The organism is Chelativorans xinjiangensis, from assembly GCF_009812055.1.
GTDB lineage: Bacteria > Pseudomonadota > Alphaproteobacteria > Rhizobiales > Rhizobiaceae > Chelativorans > Chelativorans xinjiangense.
This window is the reverse complement of the sequence record NZ_WQNH01000045.1, coordinates 53,540-77,914: the sequence shown is the minus strand read 5'-3', so window position 1 is coordinate 77,914 and position 24,375 is coordinate 53,540. Positions and strand designations below refer to the sequence as shown.

Below are 24,375 nucleotides of genomic sequence, written 5' to 3'. Positions count from 1 at the left end.
CGGGTTTCGTGCGAAGGTCCGGCGAGGATACGGCTATAAGCTGTCACCAAGCTGTCATTTCGCGGAGGAGAGGAAGAGCGTGCGTGTTCTGGTGGTGGAGGACACCGAGGACGTCGCCGAGGCGATCCTGGCGCATTTCCAGCGCCAGGGCCACGTCTGCGACCATGCGGCAAGCCGCGAAGATGCCGCCCATTTCCTCGGCCTTGCGGAGCCCTACGACCTCGTCATCCTCGATTTGAACCTGCCCGACGGCTCGGGCCTGGAGCTCCTGAAAGGGCTGCGCGCGGCGAAGAACCCGGTGCCGGTGCTGGTCCTGACGGCCCGCATGCACGTGGAGGACAAGATCGACGCGCTCGACTTCGGCGCCGACGACTATCTGGTCAAGCCCTTCGACCTGCGCGAACTGGAAGCGCGCGCCCGCGCCGTCAGCCGCCGCCGGCATGGCGCGGCGGAAGCGGTGGTGGAAGCCGGCAACCTGCGTTGCAATTTCGCCGCCCGCTCCGTCACTGTGGCCGCCCGCGAGGTGGAGCTGACGCGGCGTGAGTTCATCCTGCTTGAAGCCTTCATGGGAAACCTGGGCCGCGTGCTTGAGAAAGACGAGCTCTATTCCCGCCTTTACGGCCTCACGGGTGAGGCCGGCCTCAACGCCGTCGAGGTCTACATCGCTCGCCTGCGCCGCAAGCTGGACGGCGCGGACCTCGAGATAAAGACCCTGCGTGGCCTCGGCTATCAGGCCGTGTTGCGCGAGGGAGCGAAGGCGCGGTGATGCTGACCACACTCACACATCTTTCCAGAACAAGGGCAGGCGAGGAAGCGCGAAGCCATATGAAGCGCGCCCACTCCTCGCCCCCACACAGTGGGGGCGAGGAGCTGCCGGCCGCAACGGCAACACCTCACCAGAGAACGAAGAACATGACCGCCCTCGCCGCAGACACCGCGCGCGGCCAGTCCATCGCCTTTCGGCTGGGTGTGGCCATGGTACTCATCCTGGTGCTGGTGGTGCTGGCGAGCATCGTCGCGGCGACGCGCTTCGGCCAGGCGGCAAGCGACGAGACCTTCGACCGCCTGTTGCGCGGCGCCGCCCTGCAGATCGCCGAGCGCGTCTCGGTGACGGACGGGCGGGTCAGGCTCGACCTGCCGGTTTCCGCCTTCGAGCTCCTGTCGCTCGCCCGCTCCGACCGCGTCTTCTACCGCGTCATCGGCCCCGACGGGCGCACCATGACCGGCTACGAGGACCTGCCCCTGCCGCGCGAAAACGCCGGTCCCGACGCCATCTACGACGCCCGTTACAAGGATACGGCCATCCGCGCCGTCAAGCTCACGCGCCTTCTCGCCGAACGCTCCATGAGCGGCCAGGTGGTCATCGTCGTTGCCCAGACGACGCGCGAGCGCGCCGGGCTGGCAGCCAGCATCGCCACCAACGCCGTGCTCATCATCGCCGCCGCCGGCGTGCTCCTCCTCTTTCTGGCACTCCTCGTCCTGCGCGTGGCGCTGCGCCCGCTCGCCCGCGTCGAGCGCGCCATCCTCAAGCGCGAGGCGAACGACCTCTCGCCCATCGACGTGCCGGCGCCGGAGGAGGTCGCCGTGCTGGTGGCGGCGATCAACCGCTTCATGGGCCGGCTCGAAAGCCGCATCGAGGCCATGCAGAACTTCGTCGCCGACGCCGCCCACCAGATCCGCACACCGATCACCGCGCTCCGCGCACAGGCGCAGCTAGCGCTTGAAGAAAAGGACCCGGAGCGGCTCAACCGGCTGCACCGGCGGCTCTACGCCCGCAGCGTCGGCCTCGGACGGCTGGCCGACCAGCTCCTGAGCCACGCACTGATCGCCCACCGCGCCGACACGGCAGCAAGGGAGACGATCGACTTGAGACGCGTAGCGCTGGAGGCCGAGCGCGAGATACGGGCCGTCTCCGACGAGGCGATCGGCGTCGACCTGCCCGACGAGGAAGTGTGGGTGGACGGCGACCCGGTGAGCCTGCGCGAAGCGGTGAAGAACCTTTTGAACAACGCCGCAAAACACGGCGCCGCCCCCATCACCGTTGCGGTCGAGCGGCACGACGGATGGGCCTCCATCATGGTGCACGACCATGGCGCGGGCATTCCCGAGGCGCTCGCTGCGCGCATCGGCGAGCGCTTCACCTCGGACGGCATCAGCCCCGACAGCGCCGGACTGGGGCTGTCCATCGTCGCCTCGGTGGCGGCCATGCACGGGGCACGGCTTGCCCGCCGCACCGGTGAAGACGGCTTCGCCATCGGCCTGGAAATCCCGGTGGCGCAGCCATGAGGCGTCTCGTTCTTCCCCTCGCCGTCCTCCTCGCCTGGCCTGCCGGCGCGGTGGAGACGCGCATGCCGCCGCGCGGAGAAGAAACGCAGGCGCATCTGGTGATCGAGAGCACCACCGACTTCGTCATCTTCGAGCCCATCCTCCTGGCCTTCCAGCACCAGAATCCCGGCGTCGCCATCACCTATCGCGAGCTCACCACCAACGAGGTCGCCGACGACGTTACGGCAGCCTGTGAAGAAGGCCGCTTCGTCGCCGACCTCGTCATCTCCTCCTCCATCGACCAGCAGCTGAAGCTGGTCAACGACGGCTGCGCCCTGCCGCTGCGCGCCGAAGCGCGCGCCGGGCTCCCCGACTGGGCGCGCTGGCGCGAGGAGCTTGTCGGGCTCACTTTCGAGCCCGCCGTCACGGTCTACAACCGCGCCTATTTCGAAGATCGGCGGCTCCCCGAAAGCCGCTTCGAGCTCATCGACCTCCTGCGCGAGAGCGAGAAATTCGTCGGCAAGGTCGGCACCTACGACATCGAAAGCTCCGGCGTCGGCTATCTCTTCGCCTTCCAGGACGCGCTGCAGGCCAGCACCTGGGGCCGTCTGGTGGAAAGCCTCGGGCGCAACCGCGCGCGCCTCTTCTGCTGCACGGCCGACATCCTCGACCGGGTGGCCGACGGACGCCTGCTCATCGGCTACAACGTGCTCGGCTCCTACGCGCTTCAGCGCATCGAAACCGACGACCGCTTCGGCATCGTGCTCCCCGACGACTACACGCTCGTGCTCGCCCGCGCCGCATTCGTCGCGAAGGCTGCGCGGCAGCCGGAGCTGGCCGAGGATTTCATCGCCTTCATGCTGTCCGCGGAAGGGCGCGACATCCTTTCCTCCGACATGCGCCTCCTGTCGCCCATCGACGGCGCCAAGCGGCTCGCCGCCCTCGCGGCAAGTGCTGCCGCCGACCCGCAGACGCTGCGCCCCATCGCCATGACGCCGGCGCTCCTGGTGGGCCTTGACCGGGCCAAGCGGGAGATATTCCTCGAACAATGGCGCGCCGCCCTGCCGGCGGGCGCGGTGACGGCAGGAGAGGAATAGGGAACCGCCGCACCTTTCACCAATGCGCAGCCGCCCGATACACTGCTGCCGCCAAGCCAAGGAACACGCCCATGCCCGATCTTCTCGTGCCCCTCTACAAGCTCCCGCAAGAGCGCGGAACGGGCCTTGAAAGCGACGTCACGGTACGCCGCGCGCTGGCGCCGGAAATGCACGCCGTGTGCGCTTTCGCCGAGGCGCATTTCAACAAGGGCTGGGCGAGCGAATGCGCCGTGGCGATGGCCGGCAGGCCGCCGGGCGTCTACCTCGCCGTCAAAGGGGAGAAGCTGCTCGGCTTCGCCTGCTACGACGCGACGGCGCGCGGCTTTTTTGGCCCGACCGGCGTCAGCGAGGCCGCCCGCGGAAAAGGCCTCGGCCGCCGGCTCCTGCTGGCAACACTCCACGCCATGTGTGAGGCCGGCTACGGCTACGCCGTCATCGGCGGCGCCGGGCCGGTGGATTTCTACCGGCGTCATTGCCCGGTGATCGAGATCCCGGGCTCGGAGCCAGGCATCTACGAGGGGATGATCAGATAGCAGAGCGAATGCGCCTCCCCTCCCCCTTGAGGACAGGGCTATCGCATATGGATGGAGTCATTGTTCGGCTTCGCCGGCCCCCCCCACCCTCAATCCCTCCCCACAAGGGGGAGGGAAGCCCGGCCGATCGCTACACGATCCCCCCTCCCCCTTGAGGGGCCCTTGAGGGGAGGGTGGACTGCCGCCGCAAGGCGGAAGGACGGGTGGGGTCGGCCCATGCACGGCCGCGATGGCCCTGCCCGGCTCATCCGCGCGCGGTGACGGCGGGAACGGGAATCGTCGCCTCACCGGTTTGCTTTAGTGGCCGGTTGCCGGTGAGACGACGCAGCATCACGTAGAAGACCGGTGTCAGGAAGATGCCGAAGGCCGTCACGCCGATCATGCCGGCGAACACCGCAATTCCCATGGCCGCCCGCATCTCGGCACCGGCGCCGGTGGAAAGCACCAGCGGTACCACGCCCATGATGAAGGCCATCGATGTCATCAGGATCGGGCGCAGCCGGAGCCTGCTGGCCTCGATTGCCGCTTCCTTCGGTGTCATGCCGGCGAATTCAAGCTCACGCGCGAACTCGACCATCAGGATGGCGTTCTTGGCCGACAATCCGACGAGAACGATGAGCCCGATCTGGGTGAAGATGTTGTTGTCGCCCTGGCTCAGCCACACGCCGGTAAGCGCCGCCAGTATGCCCATCGGCACGATCATGATGATCGCCAGCGGCAGCGTCAGGCTTTCATAGAGCGCCGCCAGCACCAGGAACACCAGAAGCAGCGCCAGCGGAAAGATCACGATCCCCGAATTCCCGGCGAGAATCTGCTGGTAGGTCAGTTCCGTCCATTCGAAGCTGATCCCGGGCGGCAAGGTTTCCGCGGCGATCCGCTCGACCGCCGCCTGCGCCTCGCCCGACGAATAGCCGGGCGCCGGCCCGCCGCTGATATCCGCCGACAGGAAGCCGTTATAGCGCATCGCGCGCTCCGGTCCCGCGCTCGGTTCCACCCTGAGCAGCGCCGACAGCGGGATCATCTCGCCCGACTGCGACCTCACTTCCAGCTTGCCGATATCGTCCGCCCGCCCGCGGAAAGGCGCATCCGCCTGAACGCGCACAGAGTAGGTTCTGCCGAACTGATTGAAGTCGTTGACGTAGAGCGAGCCCAGATAGATCTGCAGCGTATCGAAGACATCGGTCACGGCCACGCCGAGCTGGTGTGCCTTGGTGCGGTCGAGATCGGCGTAGAGCTGCGGAACGTTGACTTGATAGCTGGAAAACAGCCCGGCCAGCTCCGGCGTGGCATAGGCCCTGGCAAGGAACGCCTTGGTCGCTTCGTCGAGCGCTTGATAGCCGAGGCCGTTGCGGTCCTCGATCTGCAGCTTGAAACCGCCGATGGTGCCGAGCCCCTGGACCGGAGGCGGCGGGAACATGGCGATGAAGGCCTCCTGAATGCCGGCGTACTGGGCGTTGAGCTGCTGGGCGATCGCCCCGCCAGAAAGCTCGGGCGTCTGCCGCTCCTCGAACGGCTTCAGGGTCAGGAAGACGATGCCGGCGTTGGAACTGTTGGTGAAGCCGTTGATCGACAAGCCCGGGAAGGCCACGGCGCTCTCCACGCCTGGCTGCTTCGAGGCGATGTCGCCCATGCGCCGGATGACCTCGTCGGTGCGGTCGAGCGTTGCGCCGTCCGGTAATTGCGCGAACCCGACAAGGTATTGCTTGTCCTGCGCGGGCACGAAGCCGCCGGGCACGGCATTGAACATGCCGAAGGTCGCCCCGACGAGCACGAGATACAGCCCCATGATCACCGTCTTGCGCGACAGGATGCGTCCGACGCCTCCGCTATAATACCGGGAGCCGCGGCTGAAGGCATAGTTGAAGCCGCGGAAGAACCAGCCGAACACCGCTTCGATGACCCGGGTGAGCCAGTCCTTCGGCGCGTCGTGGCCGCGCAGCAACACTGCTGCCAGCGCGGGCGACAGGGTGAGTGAATTGAACGCGGAGATCACCGTGGATATCGCGATCGTCACGGCAAACTGGCGATAGAACTGACCGCTGAGCCCGGAGATGAAGGCGAGCGGCACGAACACGGCGACCAGCACCAGGGAGATCGCGACGATCGGGCCCGAGACCTCCCGCATAGCCCGGTACGTCGCCTCTCGAGGCGCGAGGCCCTCTTCTATGTTGCGCTCGACATTCTCCACCACGACGATGGCGTCGTCGACGACGATGCCGATGGCAAGCACAAGACCGAAGAGCGTGAGGGCGTTGATGGAGAAGCCCAGCATGTACAGCACCGCGAATGTGCCGATGATCGAAACCGGGACGGCGACCAGCGGGATAATCGAGGCGCGCCAGGTCTGCAGGAAGACGATGACGACGAGCACGACCAGAGCGATCGCTTCGAGCAGCGTGTGCACCACCGCATCGATCGAGGCGCGGACAAACTGCGTCGTATCGTAGACGATCCGGTATTCGACACCTTCCGGCATGGTTTGTTGCAGCTCGTCCATCACCCCTTGAATGTTGTCGGAGATCTGGATTGCGTTGGAGGCGGGCGCCTGGAAGATGCCGATCGCCACCGCCGACTTGTTGTCGAGCAGCGAGCGCAGCGCGTATTCCGCCGCACCCAACTCGATCCGAGCGACGTCGCGCAGGCGCGTAATCGCACCGTCGGCGCCGGTCTTGATGATGATGTTGCCGAACTCCTCGGTCGACTGCAGGCGCCCCTGCGCGTTGACGGAAAGCTGCAGATCGAGGCCGGGGACACTCGGCGAGGCGCCGACGACACCGGCGGCGGCCTGGATGTTCTGCTCGCGGATCGCCTGCACCACGTCGCTGGCCGACATGTCACGCGCGGCAACCTTCTGCGGGTCGAGCCACACACGCATGGAATAGTCGCCCGAGCCGAAGACCTGGACATCGCCGACGCCTTCGATACGCGCGAGCCGGTCCTTGACCTTGAGCACCGCGTAATTGCGCAGATAGGTGATGTCGTAGCGGTCGTTCGGCGAAAGAAGATGGACGACCATGGTCAGGTCGGGCGAGCTTTTTACCGTGGTGATGCCGAGGCGCCGCACCTCCTCGGGCAGGCGCGGCTCGGCCTGGGCGACGCGGTTCTGCACGAGCTGCTGCGCCTTGTCCGGATCGGTGCCGAGCTTGAAGGTCACGGTCAGCGTCATCAGACCGTCCGTCGTGCCCTGGCTCGACATGTAAAGCATGTCCTCGACACCGTTGATGGCTTCCTCGATCGGTGTCGCCACCGTCTCGGCGATGACCTTCGGATTGGCGCCTGGATACTGCGCGCGGACAACGATCGCCGGCGGCACGACTTCGGGATATTCGGAAATCGGCAAGGCACGCAGACCAAGCAGGCCGGCTACCAGAATCAAGACCGACAGCACGCCCGCGAAGACCGGCCGGTCGACGAAAAATCTTGAAATATTCATGTCACGTCCGCCCCTTCCGGCAGTGCATTGGCATCAGTGGATGGTCGGCGACGAACGGCGTGCGTCCATCGCGAATGGATCTCGGTCAATGTTCGGTGCCGGGAACGGAGCCACCTCCGCTCCCGGCTGCGGCTAGCGTTTGGAGCCGTCGGCTTCGGCTATCGTCTGCTCCGTCGGCTCGGCGGTCGCTACCTGAGGCTCCACGAGAACGCCCGGCCGGACCCTTTGCAGTCCGTTGACGACGATGCGCTCTCCCGCCTCGAGGCCGCTTTCGACGATACGCATGCCTTCGGTCGAGGGCCCCAGCGTCACCTGGCGATAGGCAAGGGTGTTTGCCGCATCGACGACAAGGACGAACTTCTTGTCCTGATCGGTCCCGACTGCCCGCTCGCTGATCATGAGTTGCCGCTCCGGCCTGGGCTGACCCACGCGCACGCGCACGAACTGGCCCGGGATAAGGCGGCCGCCGGCATTGTCGATGACCGCCCGGGCACGCACCGTCCCGCTCGCGGTGTCAATTTCGTTGTCGATGAGCTGGAGGTGCCCCTTAATCGGTGTGGCGTTTTCGTCTGCCGTGCTGATCTGCACGGGGATCTGTTCCACGGCTGGCGCACCCGTCTCGGTTGCCGGCAACTGCGACAGCGCGAGCGTCACGAACCGCTCATCGATGTTGAAGCTCGCATAAATCGGATCGACCGAAACCAGCCTTGTCAGAATCGGAGAACCGGCCCCGGCCGCGACGAGGTTGCCGGCCGTGATTTCGAGTTGGCCGACGCGGCCCGAGATCGGGGCGCGAATGTCCGTATAGCCCAGGTCGAGGCGGGCGGACTGCAGCGCCGCCTTGGCCGAACGAAGACTGGCCTCTGCCTCGTGGTGAGCGCTCAGGCGTTGGTCGAGATCGCTTTGCGAGACGGTGCGGGAGGCGGCAAGCCGGCGCCCCCGCTCGAGTTCGAGCTTGGTCAGTTCCACACGCGCCTCGGCGGCGCTCACAACGGCCTCGGCCTGTGCGACCGCCGCTTCAAAGGGCGCCGGATCGATTGCGACGAGCAGATCGCCCTTCTCCACGAGCGCCCCTTCGCGGAAATGCACCGACCGGATCGCGCCGGCGACGCGGGAGCGGAGCTCCACGCGATCGACTGCTTCCAGGCGGCCGGAAAATTCCTGCCAGACGGTGACGTCGCGTGGTTCGACCACGGCAACGGATACGGGTATGGCCTGGGCGGGTGCGGCGGCAGTTGTGTCGGCCTGGGCCCCGTCAAACCACTTCGGCATCAGGACGGTGCCCGCGATCGACGCGACAACGGCCAGGCCGGCTCCCCAAAGGAACCAGCGAGTGATAGTCATTCTCATGAATCGTCTCCTTGCGGCGCTAAGGCCGGATCAGGTCAAACAGTCCGTGTCAGTGGGATAACGCTCCGGTTTCATGGAAGAACGCGGCAAAATGGCCGCAGACGGTCTCCCCCCATTCAGGCTGAACGCCCAGGCAGTTGCCGTAGGCGCCAGGCCATCCGGTCCGAACGGTCAAGACATGCTCACGTACGACGACGCCCGCCTCCCTCAGGCGCCTCGCATAATTCAGGCTTTCGTCGTGCATCGGGTCGTCCTCGGCCGTCAGCACGAGCGCTGGAGCGACCCCGGCAAGCCGCATGCAATGGGCGGGTGCGGCGTAGGGGTGGCAGGCCTTGGCGGCAAATCCGAGATAGCGGTTCCAGCCATCCGCCCATCTGCAGCCGCTTGCGCCCGCTTCCGCCTTGCGGAACGAGCCTGTCGCCATGCACGGGTCGAGCATCGGCGAGAGCAGGATCTGCCCCTGCAGCCCTCCCAAGTGCTGGTCGCGGGCCATCAATGCAACGCCGGCCGCAAGATTGCCTCCGGCCTCTTCCCCGGCCACGAAAAGAGAGGATTCCCTGTGCGCCAGCTTCGCACGCCGCTTGCACAGCGACGACATGATGTCGAACGAGAGCTGGAGTGCCGCCGGGAAGGGATGTTCGTATGCACTGGAATAGTCGGCCGACACCACGACAGCGCCTGCCTTGGCGAGCAGCGTGGAAACCAATTGCCCCGTCGCCAGCGAACCGTTGAGAAACGCGCCGCCATGCAGATGCAATACGAGAGGGGGCGATTTCGTCAGGACGCTATCGCGGTAGATGCGCACCGGAACGGATCCGACCGCGGCGTCAAGCCTCTCCTCTGTCCATTCCGTACCCATGGCTTCCAGCGTCTTCCCGATGAGCAACCGTGCCGGTTGCGAAAAATGTCGTTGGCGTATCGCACACCCCTCCTGACAACACCTCGTCAGGAGACACGCGATAATGTCTTCGCGTCCCTGCCAGTCGGGTCGTCGGGTGCCGGTGCGAAGATGGGATTGTGCTTCCCTTGGAAAAAGTGTGCTATTTATGACTTCACTATTTCCACACGTGAACAATAGCCTTCAATTTTGACCGGGAGACAGGGATGGACCAGCTTGCCGCCATGCGTGCCTACGTTCGCGTCGTGGAAGCGGGCAATTTCACGCGCGCCTCCGATTCCCTCGATATGCCGAAGGCGACCGTGACCAAGCTGATACAGGGGTTGGAAGCGCATCTTCGAACGAAGCTTCTGAACAGGACGACCCGCCGCGTGCTGGTGACCCCCGATGGCGCGCTCTACTATGAAAGGGCGCTCAGGCTCCTGGCGGACATCGAGGAGCTGGACTCAAGCATGGCCTCCTCGCAGTCCCTCCCTCAGGGCAGGCTGCGGATCGACATGTCGGGAGCGTTGGCGAGCCTGATCCTCATCCCGGCAATGTGCGATTTTCATGCCCGTTATCCGAACATCCTGATCGATCTTGGCGTTTCGGATCGGCAGATCGACATCCTTGCGGAGAATGTCGATTGCGCAATTCGGGTCGGGGAGCTTTCCGAACCGTCGCTGATCGCCAGACGTATCTCCGAAATGAGCCTGGTGACCTGTGCTGCCCCGACCTACCTGGCAAGGTACGGCGAACCCCGGCATCCTCGCGATCTGGAGCAAGACCACCATGTGGTGAGCTATTTCCGCGCCGAGAGCGGCCGCCAGCTGCCCTTTGTCTTCAACCGGGAGGATGAACGGCTCGAAGTGAATGGGCGCTACGTCGTATCGGTCAACGAAGCCATGACCTACGTGACGGCCGCAAGAGCTGGAATGGGTGTCGCACAGGCTCCTCGCTTCATGGTCGAGGACGCATTTCGCGCCGGCGCTCTGCAGCCGGTCCTTACCGAGTGGAACAGGGACGCGATGCCGATCTACGTGGTCTTTCCGCCGAACAGGCACCTGAGCAACAAGCTGAGGGTCTTCGTGGACTGGATCGCCGCTCTTTTTGCAGATTCGGGAATTGATGGCCGGGGATCCGGCTCGTAAGCACGGCCGAAGCCGACCGGGTTGTCCGGCAAATGACCGCAGCGGGCGATAGTGCCGCTCCCATCGCGCTTCTACGTGGCTGCAGGCCACCGTCTCGGCTGTAGCGCGCCGTGGAACCACTGGACGAAGCTCGCCATCGAGAAGACCGGCAGGCCTGTCGCCTCGCGGATGTCGGCGGCATACGGGATCATGTTCGTGCATTCGAGCACGATGGCGCCAAGGTCCGGGTTGCTTGCGGCCAGTTGCAAGGCTGCCTCGACATTGTCCCGCCGCGCCGCCTCGACATCCAGCTCGTTCTCGTCGCCAAGGATGACACGGGTGAATTCGCGCCCTCCTTCCGTGGTGCCGATCGGCGTGTCGGCGGGAGCGCCGGCTTTCTCCAGATGGAGGGGTGTCAGCGTCGATCCCGAAATGGTCAGGATGCCGGCGCGCTTGCCGCGGGGCAGGAGCCGATTCACGAGCGCGACCTGCATCAGCGAGGAGGTTGCCACCGGCACGCCCACCGCCTCGGCAAGCTCGTCCTGGAAAAGCGACAGGAAACCGCAATTGGTGGTGATGCCGTCGGCGCCGTCGGCCACCAGCCCCCGTGCCGCATCGACGAAGACGTCGAGCAGCCCTTCCGCGCTCCGCCGCACCACGCGGTCGGGCGTGGCACCGCGGACGACCTTGTAAAGAACGGGAAAGGGCCAGGTGAGCGCATTGCCCATGTCGCCGGGAATGCGCGGAAAGCGCGCCTCGAGCATCAGGATGCCGACCGCGGCACCGTAGACCGGCTTTCCGCCTTTTACACGCATGTTTCGTCCCTGAACGGCATGATCTGGAAGCCCCGTCTTGACGGCCTCTCCTATTCGCGCCTGTATACGGGCTTCCGGCCTGCACGTCCAAGCCTTCGAACGGTCATCCATGACTTCATCCGCACCGCAAAACACGCTCACCGGCGCCGAAGCCATGGTGAGGATGCTCGACGCCTACGGCGTGCAACACATATTCGGCCTGTGCGGAGACACCACGCTGCCGCTCTACGACGCGCTCTACCGGCTAGACCACGGCATCACCCACCTCCTGACCCGAGACGAGCGCCACGCAGCCTATATGGCCGACGCCTATGCCCGCGTGACCGGGCGGCCCGGCGTCTGCGAGGGCCCCTCGGGCGGCGGGGCGACCTACATCCTGCCCGGCGTGGTCGAGGCGAACGAAAGCTCGGTGCCCGTACTGGCGATCAACAGCGACGTGTCGACCGCCTCGCGCGGCCGATATCCGCTGACCGAACTTGACCAGGTGGCGCTGTTCAGACCGCTCACCAAATGGAACGCCTCGCTGGACGACGCGGATCGCCTGCCCGCCATGGTGCGCAAGGCCTTCCGGGAGATGACTACGGGGCGGCCGGGCGCGGTGCATCTGGCGCTGCCGTTCGACACGCAAAAGGCCACGATGACGCCGGACGACATCTGGGCCGACATACGCCATCAAACCTTCCCGGCAACGCCCGCCGCCCCCGACCCCGGCGCCATCGAGGCGGCAGCCGAGGCGCTTATCTCCGCCAAACGCGCGGTGATTGTCTGTGGCGGTGGTGTCGTGCTGGCGGAGGCGATCGAGCCGCTTGCAACGCTCGCCCGGATGCTCGACCTGCCGGTAGCGACCACCGTCTCCGGCCAGGGCTCCATCGCCGAGACCGACCCGCGCGCCGTCGGCGTGGTCGGCTCCAACGGCGGGGTCCCCGCCACACGCGCCGTAGTGGACGAGGCCGATCTCGTGCTCTTCATCGGTTGCCGTGCCGGCTCCGTCACCACGGAGCGGTGGCGCAGCCCGGCTCCCGGGACGCGGATCGTCCATATCGATTCCGACCCGGCCGTCATCGGCGCGAATTACCCGACCGAAGCCGCCGTCGCTGCGGACGCGCGGCTGGCGCTCGAGGCGATCGTTGCGGCACTTGAAAGGCGGGGCGCGAAGGGTCCGAACGGCGGTGAGGCACGCGCCGCTGTGGCCTGGCAGGCAAAACTTGCCGCCTTCGAGCCATTGGCCGCCTCCAACGAGACGCCGATCCGGCCGGAGCGCATCGTCGCCACACTGCAGCGTCTTCTCGATGCCGACGCCATCGTCTGCGCCGATCCCGGCACGCCCTGCCCCTATTTCTCGGCGCACTACCGTTGGCCCTCGGCTGGCCGCCACTTCATCACCAACCGTGCCCACGGCGCGCTCGGCTACGCCATGGGCGCGGCGATCGGTGCCCATGTCGGGCGGCCGGAGGTCAAGACGGTCGCCGTGATGGGCGACGGCTCCTTCGGCATGAGCGCCGGCGAACTGGAGACGGTGGTGCGCTACCGCATGCCCATCACCTTCATCACCGTGTCGAACAGCGCCTATGGCTGGATCAAGGCCGGGCAGCGTTCGGGCTTCGGCGCCCGCTTCCACAATGTCGACTTCACACGCACCGACCACGCGGCCGTCGCCGCCGCCTACGGCCTGAAGAGCTGGAAGGTCGAGGACCCCGCGAAGCTCGAAGCGGTGCTGCGGGAAGCGCTCGACGCCGGCGGGCCGACGCTGGTCGACATCGTCACCCAGCCGCTCGACGAAGCCGCAGCGCCAGTCTCCGAGTGGGTCGCCTGATGGCCGGCAGGGGCGGGCGGGAGCGCCTTCCCGTCGCCGTCGTCGGGGCCGGCATCGTCGGCGTTTCGACCGCCATCTGGCTGCAGCGCGCGGGCCACGACGTCGTCCTCATCGACCGCGCCGAGCCGGGCGAAGGGACGAGCTATGGCAACGGCGGCGTGCTCGCCTCCTGCTCGATCGTTCCGGTCACCGTTCCCGGCCTCATGCGCAAGGCGCCGCGCATGCTCTTCGATCCGCGCCAGCCGCTCTTCCTGAGATGGTCGTACCTGCCAAGGCTGGCGCCGTGGCTGCGGGCCTATCTGGGGCACTGCACACCGGGAGAGGCCAGGCGCATCGCTGCCGCGCTGGCGCCGATCATCAGTGACAGCCATGCCGAGCATCAGGCGCTGAGCCGAGGCACCGGAGCGGAAAAATGGCTTGTGCCATCCGATTATGTCTTCGTCTATCGCGACCGGGCGCATTTCGATGGAGATGCCTTCGGCTGGTCGATCCGTCGCGACCACGGCTTCCGTTGGGACGAATTGGAGGGGCAGGCCTTTCGCATATACGATCCGGCCTTTGCCGATCATCTGGGCTTTGCCGCGCGGCTTCCCGACCACGGCCGCATTTCCGATCCGGGGCGCTATGTGAAGGATCTCGCCGCCCATGTCGCAGCATCCGGCGGCAGGATCGTCAAGGGCGAGGTGGGCGACCTCGTGCGCGAGAACGGATGCATCACGGGCGTGCGGATCGGCGGGGAGACGCTCGCCTCTTCGGCGGCGGTGCTTGCCACCGGCGTCTGGTCGAAGCCGCTTTGCCGCAAGCTCGGCCTCGACGTGCCGCTGGAGAGCGAGCGCGGCTATCATGTGGAGCTGTGGGAGCCGAGCCTCATGCCGCGCTCGCCGGTCATGGTCGCCGCGGACAAGTTCGTCATAACACCGATGGAGGGGCGGCTGCGGCTTGCCGGCATCGTCGAGTTCGGCGGGCTGGAGGCGCCGGCTTCGCGCGCGCCTTTCGCCCTCTTGACGAGAAACATCCAGGCCGCCATGCCCGGCCTTACATGGAAAGAAACCAGCGAATGGATGGGCCATCGCCCCGCGCCCGTCGACTCCATCCCGCTGATCGGAGAGGTGCCGGGCGTAAAAGGCGCCTTTCTCGGCTTCGGCCACCATCATGTGGGGCTCACCGGCGGGCCGAAGACCGGCCACATCCTGGCGCAACTCATTTCCGGTACAGCGCCGAATTTAGACCTTGCACCATATGCGCCTTCGCGTTTCCAATAGGCGCTTGACTTCAGAACCGGGAACAACACCGAAGATTCCGCCAGAAAATGGGAGCATTACGATGAAGGGTAGTTCAGTTCTTTTCGCGTCGGTGGCCGCAGCCGCGACCGCAGTGGGCGCGGCCCAGGCCGAAACATGGGATATGCCGCTTGCCTATCCGGCGACCAATTTCCACTCGGAGAATGCCGAGGTATTCGCCGAATGCGTGCGCGAGGGCACGGACGGCGAGATCGACATCGTGACGCACCCGAACGGCTCGCTGTTTTCCGGCAACGACATCAAGCGCGCGGTCCAGACGGGCCAGGCGCCGATCGGCGAGCGCCTGATCTCCGCTCACGCCAACGAGAACCCGCTGTTCGGCGTCGATTCCATCCCGTTCCTGGCCACCTCCTACGAGGAATCGGAAAAGCTCTGGCAGGCCGCACGCGACAAGCTGGCGGCGGAACTGGAGAACCAGAACCTCGTCTATGTCTACGCCGTGCCGTGGCCGCCGCAGGGCTTCTACTTCAAGAAGGAGGTCAACTCGACCGCCGACATGCAGGGCATCAAGTTCCGCGCCTACAACGCCGCGACCGCCCGCATCGCCGAACTCGCCGGCATGGCGCCGGTGCAGATCGAGGCGGCCGAGCTCAGCCAGGCGCTGGCCACCGGCGTGGTCGAGAGCTTCATCTCTTCCGGCTCCACTGGCGTCGATTCCAAGGCCTGGGAGAGCCTGACCCACTTCTACGACGTGCAGGCCTGGCTGCCGCGCAATGTCGTGTTCGTCAACAAGGATGCCTGGGACGCGCTCGACGAGGCGGCGCAGCAGGCCATCGCCACATGCGGCGACGAGATCGCCGCCGAGGGCGCGAAGAAGTCTGAGGAGCTTTCAGCCGGCTATCTGAAGACCCTTGCCGAAAACGGCATGACCGTTTCCCCACCGAGCGACCAGCTCAGGGAGGAGCTCGCCGCCTTCGGTGCGACGATGACCGACGAATGGCTTGAGAGCGCCGGCGAGGACGGCAAGGCCATCATCGACGCCTACCGCGCCCAGTAGTCCATTTGACAGCGCGGCCCGGATCCTCCGGGCCGCATCTTTTCTGGAGCCTGGAATGTCAACAGTCGCGCGCGCGATCCGCCGCAGCCTCGACGCCGTCTATGACGGGGCGGGCGCATTGGCCGCACTCTGCCTACTCGCCATCCTCGTCGTGATCTCCACGCAGGTGGTGGCGCGCTGGGCGGGAATCCCCTTCCCCGGGTCCAGCCAATATGCCGGCTATCTCATGGCCGCCGCGTCCTTCCTCGCCTTCGCTCACACGCTCAATCGCGGCGCCCATATCAGGGTCAACCTGTTTCTCACCGCGCTCGGCGAGCGGCGCTTCTGGGGAGAGTTGTGGTGTCTCGTCATCGCGTCGGCCGCCTCGACCTATCTCGCCTGGTTCGCGGTCAGGGCCGTCTATTGGTCGTGGAGGCTCGGCGACGTCAGCCAGGGTCAGGACGCCACTCCGCTATGGATCGCCCAGACACCGATGGCGGTCGGCGCCGTCATCCTCGCCGTCTCCTTCATCGACAATCTGGTGACATTGCTTCTGGCCGGCCGCGACAACATCCGCCCCGACCTTAGCCAACAGAGCAGGGCGGAGTAACCATGGACCAGGTCTACGCCATCGGCCTCTTCCTCTTCGTCCTGTTCCTGCTGCTCGGCTCGGGCGTGTGGATCGGGCTGGCGCTCTTGGGCGTCGCCTATGTCGGCATGGAGATCTTCACCGCGCGGCCCATCGGTGACGCCATGATGACGGTGATGTGGCGCTCGGCCTCCTCGTGGTCGCTGACGGCGTTGCCGATGTTCATATGGATGGGCGAGATTCTCTACCGCACACGGCTTTCCGAAGACATGTTCAGGGGCCTCGCCCCCTGGATGGCGCGGCTCCCCGGCGGGCTGATGCACACCAACATCGCCGGTTGCACTGTCTTTGCCGCCGTCTCGGGCTCCTCCGCCGCCACGCTCACCACCGTCGGCAAGATGACGATCCCGGAGCTGCGCAAGCGGAACTATCCGGAGCGCATGGTGATCGGCACGCTCGCCGGCTCCGCCACGCTGGGGCTGATGATCCCGCCTTCCCTCACCCTCATCGTCTACGGCGTCAGCATCAACGAATCGATCACCAAGCTCTTCATCGCCGGCATCCTGCCGGGCCTCATCCTGGCGGCGATGTTCATGGTCTATGTCGTGGGCGCCTCGCAGCTCTCGAAAAGCTATCGGCCCACGCCGGAGCCGCCGATGACCTTTATGGAGAAGGTCCGCCGGTCGCGGTTCCTGGTTCCCGTCTTCATTCTGATCCTGCTCGTCATCGGCTCCATGTATATGGGCGTGGCGACGGCGACGGAGGCCGCCGCCATCGGCGTCATCGGCTCGCTTCTCCTTGCCGCCTGGCAGCGCTCGCTTTCTCTCAGCACGTTCTTCGAGACCCTGATGGGGGCGGCGCGCACATCGGCCATGATCGCCCTTATCCTGTCAGGCGCGGCCTTCCTGTCGCTCGCCATGGGGTTCACCGGCCTGCCGCGCGGCCTGGCGACGGCGATCGCGGCGATGGAGCTCTCCCGCTTCGAGCTTCTCATGGTGCTGATGGTCTTCTACATCGTGCTCGGCTGCTTCCTCGACGGCATCTCCATCGTGGTGCTGACCATCGCCATCGTCGAGCCGATGATCCGCCAGACCGGCATCGACATCATCTGGTTCGGCATCTTCGTCGTGCTGGTGGTGGAGATGGCGCAGATCACGCCGCCCATCGGCTTCAACCTCTTCGTGCTGCAGGGGATGACCGGCCACGAGATGAACTTCATCGCCCGCGCGGCACTTCCCATGTTCGTGATCATGGTGCTGATGGTGTTCCTGCTGATCGCCTTCCCGGAGCTGGCGACGTGGCTGCCCGACAATATGCAACCGGCAGCGGGCAGTTGAGAGAGCCGGCGTGACCGCAGCCCTCAACCTCCTCGGCCTTGCCGCCCGCTACGGGCGCCTGGTCCTTATCCTCGGCCTTGTCGCCGGCATCGCGCTTCCCGGCCTCGCCCTCGCCCTGCGGCCGTGGATCGGATCGCTTATCGCAGCGCTCCTGTTCCTCGCAGCACTTCGCGTCGGGCCGCGCCAGGCGGTCGGCGCGCTCAGCGACCTTCGCAACTCCATCGGCTTTGCGCTCGTCTTCCAGGTCGCCCTTCCCGTCGCCGCTCTCATCGCCTTTCAAGCCGTAGGATGGGCGGGAGCGCTCGCGATCGCGCTCGTCCTGATGATGGCGGCCTCGCCGATCTCCGGCAGCCCGAACCTCACCATGCTCACCGGCAACGACCCGGCTCCGGCCCTACGCCAGCTCGTCGTCGGCACGGCGCTTCTGCCGCTGACCGTCATCCCCGTCTTCTGGCTGTCGCCCGCGCTCGGGGAGGTGGGAGAGGTGCTTGCCGCCGCCGGCAGGCTGCTCGCCATCATCGCGCTTTCGGCGGCTGCCGCCTTCCTCATCCGCGGGCTCGCCCTCAAGACCCCCTCCCCCGCTGCCGTGGCCGGCATCGACGGGCTTTCGGCGATCGTCATGGCTGTCGTCGTCGTGGGGCTGATGTCGGCCGTGGGCCCGGCGATCCGCAGCGCCCCGCAAGCGCTCGGGGTTGCCCTCTTCGCCGCCTTCGCCGGTAATTTCGGGCTGCAGATCCTGGTGGCCGCCGCGCTGCGCCGCGCAGGCAATCCGCACCTTGCCGCCCCCTTCGGCATCGTCGCCGGCAACCGCAACATCGCCCTCTTCCTGACCGCTCTGCCGGCGGCGGTAACCGACCCCCTGCTTCTGTTCATCGGCTGCTACCAGATCCCCATGTATCTGACCCCGATCCTGATGGGGTGGCTCTACGGTACCGGGCGATCCCGCTCGTCGCGACGCGCCGGCTAAACGAGCAGGTCCAGTTGGCAGGCAGCGCTCGCGCATGAAAAGATCACTGCGAACGCGCTGCCTTCGGGGCTGTGGAAACAGTCACGGAAGTTTAATGCAGCGGTCAAGCGCATTTCATGTGCCGCGGCGATGCTCCCCTGTCTGGATGTGATGCATTCCTCAGGAGGGAGTTCCGACAATGACGCGACTATCCACATTTCTTCTCCTCGCAGCTTCCACGGCGCTCGCCGTGCCGGCCGCCGCAAAGGATACGTCCTATATCGGTTCGGTTCACACGGTTTCCGGCACAACGGCCGACATGGCGCGCGGCAAGGTCTTCCTCGACGCTAACCGCAACGCCAGGCTGGACGAGGGCGAAGTCGGCGTGGAAGGAGTGCTGGTCTCCAACGGGCGCGAGGTCGTGAAGAGCGACGCCAGCGGCCATTACGAGTTGCCCGCCTATGACGACATGAACCTCTTCATCACCAAGCCAGCCGGCTATGCCGTGCCGGTCAGCGAGGACATGGTTCCGCAATTCCATTACGTTCACAAGACCGCGGGCTCGCCCGACCTGCGCTTCGGCGGCATCGAGCCTACAGGCGCACTGCCTGAGGCAATCAACTTCCCGCTGGTCGAGGACGACACCGGCGACCGTTTCTCCTGCCTGGTCTTCGGCGATCCCCAGCCCTACAACAACCGCGAGGTCGGCTATGTGCGCGAGACAGTCGGCACCATGCTCGCCAACCGCGATAACACGAACACCGAATGCCTCATCTTCGAGGGCGATGTGATCGGCGACGACCTGTCGCTCTATCCCCGTTTCAAGAAAATCGTGGCGACCGGCCGGGTGCCGCAATATTTCGTCCCCGGCAATCACGACCTCGATTTCGACGCCGAGAGCGATGCCGACTCCTACGACACGTTCCGCCGCGAATGGGGTCCGGAATACTATTCCTTCGACATCGGCAATGTGCATTTCGTGGTGCTCGACAACGTGCGCTATCCCTGCAACGGCGTCGACGACCACCCCTTCTGCGATCCCGCCGAAAGCCCCACCTACAACGGCGTCATTCACGACCGCCAGCTCGAGTGGCTGCGCAACGACCTGGCGCATGTGCCGCAGGACAAGCTGATCGTCCTCAACGCTCACATTCCTTTCGTCACCTTCACCGACAACACCGCACAGAAGCACCAGACCGACAATCTCGACGTTCTCTACGAGATCATCGGCGACCGTCCCGCACTTGGGTTGACCGGCCACACGCACACCACCGAGCAGATCATGCCGGGCGAGCATTTCGAGGGCTGGGCGGAAGCCACCAACACCGGTCCGGCGAAATTCCATCAGATCGTCACGGGTGCCGTGTCGGGCTCCTGGTGGTCCGGTGACCTGGACGACCGGGGCGTTCCACGCTCCACCCAGCGCCTCGGCAATCCGCGCGGCTACTTCGTCTTCGAGTTCGACGGATCGGATTATGTCGAGACCTTCGTCCGCTTCGGCGGCACGAAGGACGAGCAGATGCATGCCTCCTTCAACACGCCGCGTTTCCGTGAATGGGCGGCAGACCTGATGGCCTTTGCCGATCTTTACGAGACACCAAACGGCATCCTGCCGCCGGTCACTGTCAACGACCTTGGCGACATAAACATGATCACGCTTGACGACCTGAAAGACGGCACCTGGGTAGCGGCCAATGTGTGGAGTGGCGCCAAGGGCGACACGGTGTCGATCTCCATCGACGGCGGGGCGGCAATCCAGGCCGAGCGCACCCAGCCAGGCAATGGCGAAGCAAAGCTCAGGGGGCCGGAATATGCCGATCCGCTGGCGCTGATCACACAGGCGACCGTCGGCCGAGTGGCATTCCGTTCCGCCCGGGGCGGCGAGGACACTGCCGGCTTCACCACCGGTCGCGGCAGCCGCGCGGCAGGCGTGCCGGGGCCGCTGTCGCGTGGACTTCTGACCGACAATTCCAGCCATCTGTGGCGCGCCGACCTGCCGGAAACCCTGGCCGAGGGCGTTCATGTGCTTGAGGTGAAGACGACCGATCGTTACGGCCGGACCTTCGTCCACAAGCTTACCTTCGAGGTGGTGAGCGAACTTCCCTATCCCGACTGGAACGAGGGTTTGTTCAATTAAGGTCTGTTGCGGTTCAGGCCGGGCGGCTGCAAACAGCGCCTCGATCCGAACGCATCCGGAAGAAACGGAACCTCTTGCCCGGACGTTGAATCGCCCGGGCAAACCACCTGCGGAGCCGATGTGCGTATCATCGTCAACGTCGTCCTGATCCTGGCCGCGCTTCTTGCCCATGCAGGGACCGCGCGCGCGCATTTTGCGCAGGGCACCAAACTGCGGACTATCCTGATCGCGCCGCACGGGGAGACATTGACCGCCTATGTGCGCGCGCCGCTGCCGCTCGTCTTTTCCGACGTGGTCACGAGCGCACAGGCAAGCAGCCAAGCGCTGGACACGCCGTTCCTCTATTTCGAAGAGACCGGGGCGGGAGGTCGCTACAGGGTCTCCATGGAGGCTATAGCGGCCAACGAGTCCGCGTTCCGGGAACGGCTCGAACATGCCATGTCCTGGTCGCAGAACGGCCGGGAAATCGCTGCCCGCCTCGTTGCCATGCGCGTTCACGCGCGCATGCCGGCGGGCCCTTTCGACGACCGGGAAGCGGCGGAAGCCGCGATCGCGGGCGCAAGCAGCGGCCTCGATCCGGTTTTTGGCGAGGCCTATGTGGATTTCGCAGTCAGCCTGTCGCCACTGGACGTCGCCGGCCCGGTGGCAGCGCGCTCGGCCTATCCGCCGCTGCCGGTCCCCGACGGCGTGACCATCGACAACCACATCATCGACGCGCGTGGAAAGGTGCCGGTTTCCTACACGCGACCGGGACAATTGGAGCGACCCGCCGCGATCGACGCCTCGCTCTGGCGCACCGTCGGCGAATTCGTCTGGCAGGGCATGCTGCACATTGTCGAGGGGCTGGACCATGTCTTCCTGGTTGTCTGCCTGGCGCTTGGCATCGGCGCGCGCGGTCGGCTGTTGTGGATCGTGACGGCGTTCACGCTTGGCCATTCGGTGACGCTGATCGCCACCTTCCTGGGCGCGGCGCCTTCCTGGCCCTGGTTCATTCCGGCGGTCGAAGCCGCCATCGCGGCGACGGTGCTTTATGCGGCGGTCGCCGCTCTATTGGGCAGGATGGATTCGATCCTGCCGATCGCAGGTGTCGGCCTGCTGCACGGGCTCGGCTTTTCCTTCGTTCTCGGCGACATTCTTGGCCGTGACGCGCCCAACCTCGTGCCCGCGCTGGCGGCTTTCAATGTCGGCATCGAAATCGGCCAGTTGACGATCATTGCGGCAACCTTGCTGGCGGTGGCCGTCGTAACGCGGCTTTCGGCTTCGCTCACGCCGGTCCTGCGCGCGGCCACGCTCGCCGGCATCGCTGTCGTGTCGGCCTGGTGGCTCGTGGAACGGTCCGCAACGCTCGTGGCGTAGCCGCCGCTTACGCATTTCCGACTGCTCGGCACTGCACGCTGGCACGGGGCGTTGCTCTCGCGCTCTGCGTCCGCCATTGCCAGATCAGGAGCGTTGGGCGAAATTCCGGCGATGTGGCTCCTGAAACTGACGCTGGCGCTCGCCGGGTTGTACGCGGTCGTCGTCGCCGTCGCGTATGCCCTTCAGACCTGGATGATCTTTCCGGCCGGCCTTGCAGCTTTCGGGCCCGAACTGCCTGCCGGAGCACGCCGTGTCGAACTGGCGACGAAGGACGGGGAGCATGTCGTCCTGGTGCGCCTGCCGGCGGAGCGGCCGACGGCCGAACCACGGCCGCTCCTGCTGGGCTTCGGCGGCAACGCCTGGAACGCCGACGCGCTTGTCCTAATGCTGCGCCAGATATTCCCTGAATATGAGGTCGCCGCGTTGCACTACCGCGGATATGGGCCGAGCAGCGGGCGCCCATCGGCGGCTGCCCTGTTCGACGATGCCCAGCGCGCGTACGATCACCTCGCCGGTGAGGTCGAAACAGGCATCGTCGCGGTCGGCCTCAGCGTCGGTGCTGCGGTTGCGGTGGATTTGGCAGTTACCCGATCTCTGCAGGGTATCGTCGTCGTAACCCCGTTCGACTCGCTCGAGGAACTTGCCGCTCACCATTATCCTTGGCTTCCAGTGCGCCTCTTGCTGCGGCATCGTATGGAGACGGCGGAAACCTTGTGTGGCCTCGACATGCCGGCGGCCGTCATCACGGCGGCAAACGACGTCGTCGTTCCCGCGGCGCGCTCAGCGCCCGTTCGCGAGGCGGCCCGCGACCTGCGCAAAGACATCACGATCGCGTCTGGTCACAACGACCTCTATGGCCATCCGGACTTTGCCGACGCGCTTCGCAGCTCCGTCGCTGCGGTCAGCGTCGATTGAGGCGTGCAGCCTCGCTGCGGCCGAACTCCATCTGCCGCACAACGCGCTCAAAGACCTGGGCAGCATGCCGGTATCATAAACGCCCCACCCGACCCCTTGAGGGGAAAGCGAGCTACCCTACCCCCTTCGCCACGTCCGCCACCGCCGCTTCCGCGATGTCGAACATCTCGTCGATCTCCTTTTCGGAAATGACGAGCGGAGGGCAGAAAGCAAGCGTGTCGCCAAGGTTGCGTGAGATCAGGCCGCGGTCCTGCGTGGCCTGGTTGATGCGGTCGCCGAGGGCGCCGGGCGTGTCGGCGAGCGCCGGATGCGCGAACTCGACGGCGCCGATCAAGCCGACGCCGCGCGCCTCCACCGCCAGCGCACGCCCGCCCAGCGCTTCGAGCCGTGCCAGGAAGCGCGGGGCGACCTCCCGCACATGGCCGAGCACATCGCGCTCCTCCATGATCTTCAGGTTCTCCAGCGCCACGGCAGCGGCCACCGGATGCCCGCTGGCGGTAAAACCGTGGCCCCAGGTGCCGATTGCGTGGGACTCATCGGCCAGCGGCGCATAGACCTTCTCGTTGACGAGCAGCGCGGAGATCGGCAGGTAGGAGGAGGAAAGCTGCTTCGACAACGTCATGATATCGGGCTCGAGGCCATAGGTGGTCGAGCCGAACAGCTCGCCTGTCCGCCCAAATCCGCAGATCACCTCGTCGGCCACGAAGAGGATGCCGTATTTCTTCAGAACCGGCTGGATCGCCTCCCAATAGCCTTCCGGCGGCACGATGACGCCGCCCGCCCCCATCACCGGCTCGGCAAAGAAGGCGGCGATGGTCTCCGGCCCTTCCTCGACGATCAGCACCTCCAGGTCCCGGGCGCAGCGTTTTGCGAAGTCCCCTTCGCTCTCGCCCTCCTCCTTCATGGTGCGGTAGTGCGGGCAGGTGGTGTGCAGGATGCCGGCAAGCGGCAGGTCGAAGGAGCGGTGGTTGTTGGGCAGGCCCGTGAGGCTCGCCGAGGCCAGCGTGACGCCGTGATAGCCCTTCACGCGCGAGATGATCTTCTTGCGCTGCGGCTCGCCCAACGCGTTCGAGCGATACCAGATCATCTTGATGGCCGTGTCGTTGGCCTCGGAGCCGGAATTGGTGAAGTAGGCCTTGGACATGGGCACCGGCGCCATGGCCACCAGCTTTTCGGCAAGTTCCACCGATGGCCCGTGCGATTTATGCGCGAAGGTGTGGTAGTAGGGCAGCTTCTCCATCTGCCGCGCCGCGGCCTCCGCCAGGCGCTTCTCGCCGAAACCCAGAGCCACGCTCCAAAGCCCGGCCATGCCCTCGATATAGCGCTTGCCGTTGTTGTCGTAGACATGGACGCCCTCGCCCCGCTCTATGACGAGCGGCCCCGTTTCCTCGTGCTTGCGCGCGTCTGTGTAGGAGTGGAGGTGGTAGGCGATGTCACGCGCTTCGAGGGAGTTGGGCAGGCGGCTCATGTCGGGCCTCTCGGTTTGTTGGCGTCGACCGTGGCAC

At 65.9% G+C, this 24,375-nt stretch carries 19 protein-coding genes; 14 read left to right on the top strand and 5 right to left on the bottom strand.

What is annotated here, in order from left to right:
* Nucleotides 1–79 precede the first annotated feature (79 nt).
* The 4 genes from GM910_RS21735 to GM910_RS21720 all read left to right on the top strand — a co-directional run bounded on the left by GM910_RS21735 (nucleotide 80) and on the right by GM910_RS21720 (nucleotide 3,895).
* Nucleotides 80–766: a response regulator transcription factor gene (locus GM910_RS21735; protein ID WP_159591319.1), complete on the top strand. Its 687-nt coding sequence runs from the start codon at nucleotides 80–82 to the stop codon at nucleotides 764–766.
* 146 nt (nucleotides 767–912) lie between these two features.
* Nucleotides 913–2,286, top strand: coding sequence for a sensor histidine kinase (locus GM910_RS21730; protein ID WP_159591316.1), 1,374 nt, complete (start codon nucleotides 913–915; stop codon nucleotides 2,284–2,286).
* Complete coding sequence (locus GM910_RS21725; RefSeq protein WP_159591313.1) at nucleotides 2,283–3,362, top strand: ABC transporter substrate-binding protein; 1,080 nt, start codon at nucleotides 2,283–2,285, stop codon at nucleotides 3,360–3,362. The genes GM910_RS21730 and GM910_RS21725 overlap by 4 nt, the downstream gene beginning before the upstream one ends.
* Before the next feature lie 71 nt (nucleotides 3,363–3,433).
* On the top strand, nucleotides 3,434–3,895 hold the full coding sequence (locus tag GM910_RS21720; protein ID WP_159591310.1) for a GNAT family N-acetyltransferase: 462 nt from the start codon (nucleotides 3,434–3,436) through the stop codon (nucleotides 3,893–3,895).
* 244 nt (nucleotides 3,896–4,139) lie between these two features.
* On the opposite strand, the gene GM910_RS21715 is transcribed toward GM910_RS21720, so the two are convergent.
* The 3 genes from GM910_RS21715 to GM910_RS21705 form a co-directional block, all read right to left on the bottom strand.
* Nucleotides 4,140–7,328 carry an efflux RND transporter permease subunit gene (locus GM910_RS21715; RefSeq protein ID WP_159591307.1) on the bottom strand — a complete coding sequence of 1,063 codons (3,189 nt, stop codon included), beginning with the start codon at nucleotides 7,326–7,328 and terminating at the stop codon, nucleotides 4,140–4,142.
* Between the two features lie 132 nt (nucleotides 7,329–7,460).
* Nucleotides 7,461–8,678, bottom strand: a complete 1,218-nt coding sequence (locus GM910_RS21710; RefSeq protein WP_159591304.1) for an efflux RND transporter periplasmic adaptor subunit — start codon at nucleotides 8,676–8,678, stop codon at nucleotides 7,461–7,463.
* Nucleotides 8,679–8,727: 49 nt separating this feature from the next.
* Nucleotides 8,728–9,537 carry an alpha/beta hydrolase gene (locus GM910_RS21705; RefSeq protein ID WP_159591346.1) on the bottom strand — a complete coding sequence of 270 codons (810 nt, stop codon included), beginning with the start codon at nucleotides 9,535–9,537 and terminating at the stop codon, nucleotides 8,728–8,730.
* A 245-nt stretch (nucleotides 9,538–9,782) separates the two neighbouring features.
* Here GM910_RS21705 and GM910_RS21700 point away from each other — a divergent pair, with 245 nt between their 5' ends.
* A complete protein-coding gene (locus GM910_RS21700) occupies nucleotides 9,783–10,706 on the top strand; it encodes a LysR family transcriptional regulator (protein WP_159591301.1) in 924 nt (307 codons plus the stop codon).
* Between the two features lie 71 nt (nucleotides 10,707–10,777).
* On the opposite strand, the gene GM910_RS21695 is transcribed toward GM910_RS21700, so the two are convergent.
* Nucleotides 10,778–11,500 (bottom strand): aspartate/glutamate racemase family protein, encoded by a 723-nt coding sequence (locus GM910_RS21695; protein WP_159591298.1) that lies wholly within the window; start codon nucleotides 11,498–11,500, stop codon nucleotides 10,778–10,780.
* 109 nt (nucleotides 11,501–11,609) lie between these two features.
* On the opposite strand from GM910_RS21695, the gene GM910_RS21690 reads away from it, so the two are divergent.
* The 9 genes from GM910_RS21690 (at nucleotide 11,610) to GM910_RS21650 (ending at nucleotide 22,870) form a co-directional block, all read left to right on the top strand.
* Nucleotides 11,610–13,313 (top strand): thiamine pyrophosphate-binding protein, encoded by a 1,704-nt coding sequence (locus GM910_RS21690; protein WP_159591295.1) that lies wholly within the window; start codon nucleotides 11,610–11,612, stop codon nucleotides 13,311–13,313.
* The gene (locus GM910_RS21685; protein WP_159591292.1) at nucleotides 13,313–14,575 is read left to right on the top strand and encodes an FAD-dependent oxidoreductase; all 1,263 of its coding nucleotides are present in this window, start codon (nucleotides 13,313–13,315) and stop codon (nucleotides 14,573–14,575) included. Before GM910_RS21690 ends, GM910_RS21685 begins: the two co-directional genes overlap by 1 nt.
* A 61-nt stretch (nucleotides 14,576–14,636) precedes the next feature.
* On the top strand, nucleotides 14,637–15,611 hold the full coding sequence (locus tag GM910_RS21680; protein ID WP_159591289.1) for a TRAP transporter substrate-binding protein: 975 nt from the start codon (nucleotides 14,637–14,639) through the stop codon (nucleotides 15,609–15,611).
* 55 nt (nucleotides 15,612–15,666) lie between these two features.
* Nucleotides 15,667–16,200 carry a TRAP transporter small permease gene (locus GM910_RS21675; protein WP_159591287.1) on the top strand — a complete coding sequence of 178 codons (534 nt, stop codon included), beginning with the start codon at nucleotides 15,667–15,669 and terminating at the stop codon, nucleotides 16,198–16,200.
* Nucleotides 16,201–16,202: 2 nt separating this feature from the next.
* Complete coding sequence (locus GM910_RS21670; protein WP_159591284.1) at nucleotides 16,203–17,516, top strand: TRAP transporter large permease; 1,314 nt, start codon at nucleotides 16,203–16,205, stop codon at nucleotides 17,514–17,516.
* A 10-nt stretch (nucleotides 17,517–17,526) separates the two neighbouring features.
* The gene (locus tag GM910_RS21665; protein ID WP_159591281.1) at nucleotides 17,527–18,483 is read left to right on the top strand and encodes a hypothetical protein; all 957 of its coding nucleotides are present in this window, start codon (nucleotides 17,527–17,529) and stop codon (nucleotides 18,481–18,483) included.
* A gap of 178 nt (nucleotides 18,484–18,661) precedes the next feature.
* The gene (locus GM910_RS21660; protein ID WP_159591278.1) at nucleotides 18,662–20,599 is read left to right on the top strand and encodes a calcineurin-like phosphoesterase C-terminal domain-containing protein; all 1,938 of its coding nucleotides are present in this window, start codon (nucleotides 18,662–18,664) and stop codon (nucleotides 20,597–20,599) included.
* A gap of 120 nt (nucleotides 20,600–20,719) precedes the next feature.
* The gene (locus GM910_RS21655) at nucleotides 20,720–21,955 is read left to right on the top strand and encodes a HupE/UreJ family protein (RefSeq protein WP_159591275.1); all 1,236 of its coding nucleotides are present in this window, start codon (nucleotides 20,720–20,722) and stop codon (nucleotides 21,953–21,955) included.
* Nucleotides 21,956–22,066: 111 nt separating this feature from the next.
* A complete protein-coding gene (locus GM910_RS21650) occupies nucleotides 22,067–22,870 on the top strand; it encodes an alpha/beta hydrolase (RefSeq protein WP_159591272.1) in 804 nt (267 codons plus the stop codon).
* Nucleotides 22,871–22,982: 112 nt separating this feature from the next.
* Here the strand turns inward: GM910_RS21650 and GM910_RS21645 are convergent, their stop codons facing one another.
* A complete protein-coding gene (locus GM910_RS21645; protein WP_159591269.1) occupies nucleotides 22,983–24,338 on the bottom strand; it encodes an aspartate aminotransferase family protein in 1,356 nt (451 codons plus the stop codon).
* Nucleotides 24,339–24,375: the final 37 nt, after the last annotated feature.

Coding starts and splice junctions, on each gene's coding strand:
- GM910_RS21715 (WP_159591307.1), bottom strand. CDS start 7,328: ATGAATATTTCAAGATTTTTCGTCGACCGGCCGGTCTTCGCGGGCGTG.
- GM910_RS21690 (WP_159591295.1), top strand. CDS start 11,610: ATGACTTCATCCGCACCGCAAAACACGCTCACCGGCGCCGAAGCCATG.
- GM910_RS21650 (WP_159591272.1), top strand. CDS start 22,067: ATGTGGCTCCTGAAACTGACGCTGGCGCTCGCCGGGTTGTACGCGGTC.
- GM910_RS21685 (WP_159591292.1), top strand. CDS start 13,313: ATGGCCGGCAGGGGCGGGCGGGAGCGCCTTCCCGTCGCCGTCGTCGGG.
- GM910_RS21670 (WP_159591284.1), top strand. CDS start 16,203: ATGGACCAGGTCTACGCCATCGGCCTCTTCCTCTTCGTCCTGTTCCTG.
- GM910_RS21725 (WP_159591313.1), top strand. CDS start 2,283: ATGAGGCGTCTCGTTCTTCCCCTCGCCGTCCTCCTCGCCTGGCCTGCC.
- GM910_RS21720 (WP_159591310.1), top strand. CDS start 3,434: ATGCCCGATCTTCTCGTGCCCCTCTACAAGCTCCCGCAAGAGCGCGGA.
- GM910_RS21710 (WP_159591304.1), bottom strand. CDS start 8,678: ATGAGAATGACTATCACTCGCTGGTTCCTTTGGGGAGCCGGCCTGGCC.
- GM910_RS21730 (WP_159591316.1), top strand. CDS start 913: ATGACCGCCCTCGCCGCAGACACCGCGCGCGGCCAGTCCATCGCCTTT.
- GM910_RS21645 (WP_159591269.1), bottom strand. CDS start 24,338: ATGAGCCGCCTGCCCAACTCCCTCGAAGCGCGTGACATCGCCTACCAC.
- GM910_RS21675 (WP_159591287.1), top strand. CDS start 15,667: ATGTCAACAGTCGCGCGCGCGATCCGCCGCAGCCTCGACGCCGTCTAT.
- GM910_RS21700 (WP_159591301.1), top strand. CDS start 9,783: ATGGACCAGCTTGCCGCCATGCGTGCCTACGTTCGCGTCGTGGAAGCG.
- GM910_RS21705 (WP_159591346.1), bottom strand. CDS start 9,537: ATGGGTACGGAATGGACAGAGGAGAGGCTTGACGCCGCGGTCGGATCC.
- GM910_RS21680 (WP_159591289.1), top strand. CDS start 14,637: ATGAAGGGTAGTTCAGTTCTTTTCGCGTCGGTGGCCGCAGCCGCGACC.
- GM910_RS21660 (WP_159591278.1), top strand. CDS start 18,662: ATGACGCGACTATCCACATTTCTTCTCCTCGCAGCTTCCACGGCGCTC.
- GM910_RS21695 (WP_159591298.1), bottom strand. CDS start 11,500: ATGCGTGTAAAAGGCGGAAAGCCGGTCTACGGTGCCGCGGTCGGCATC.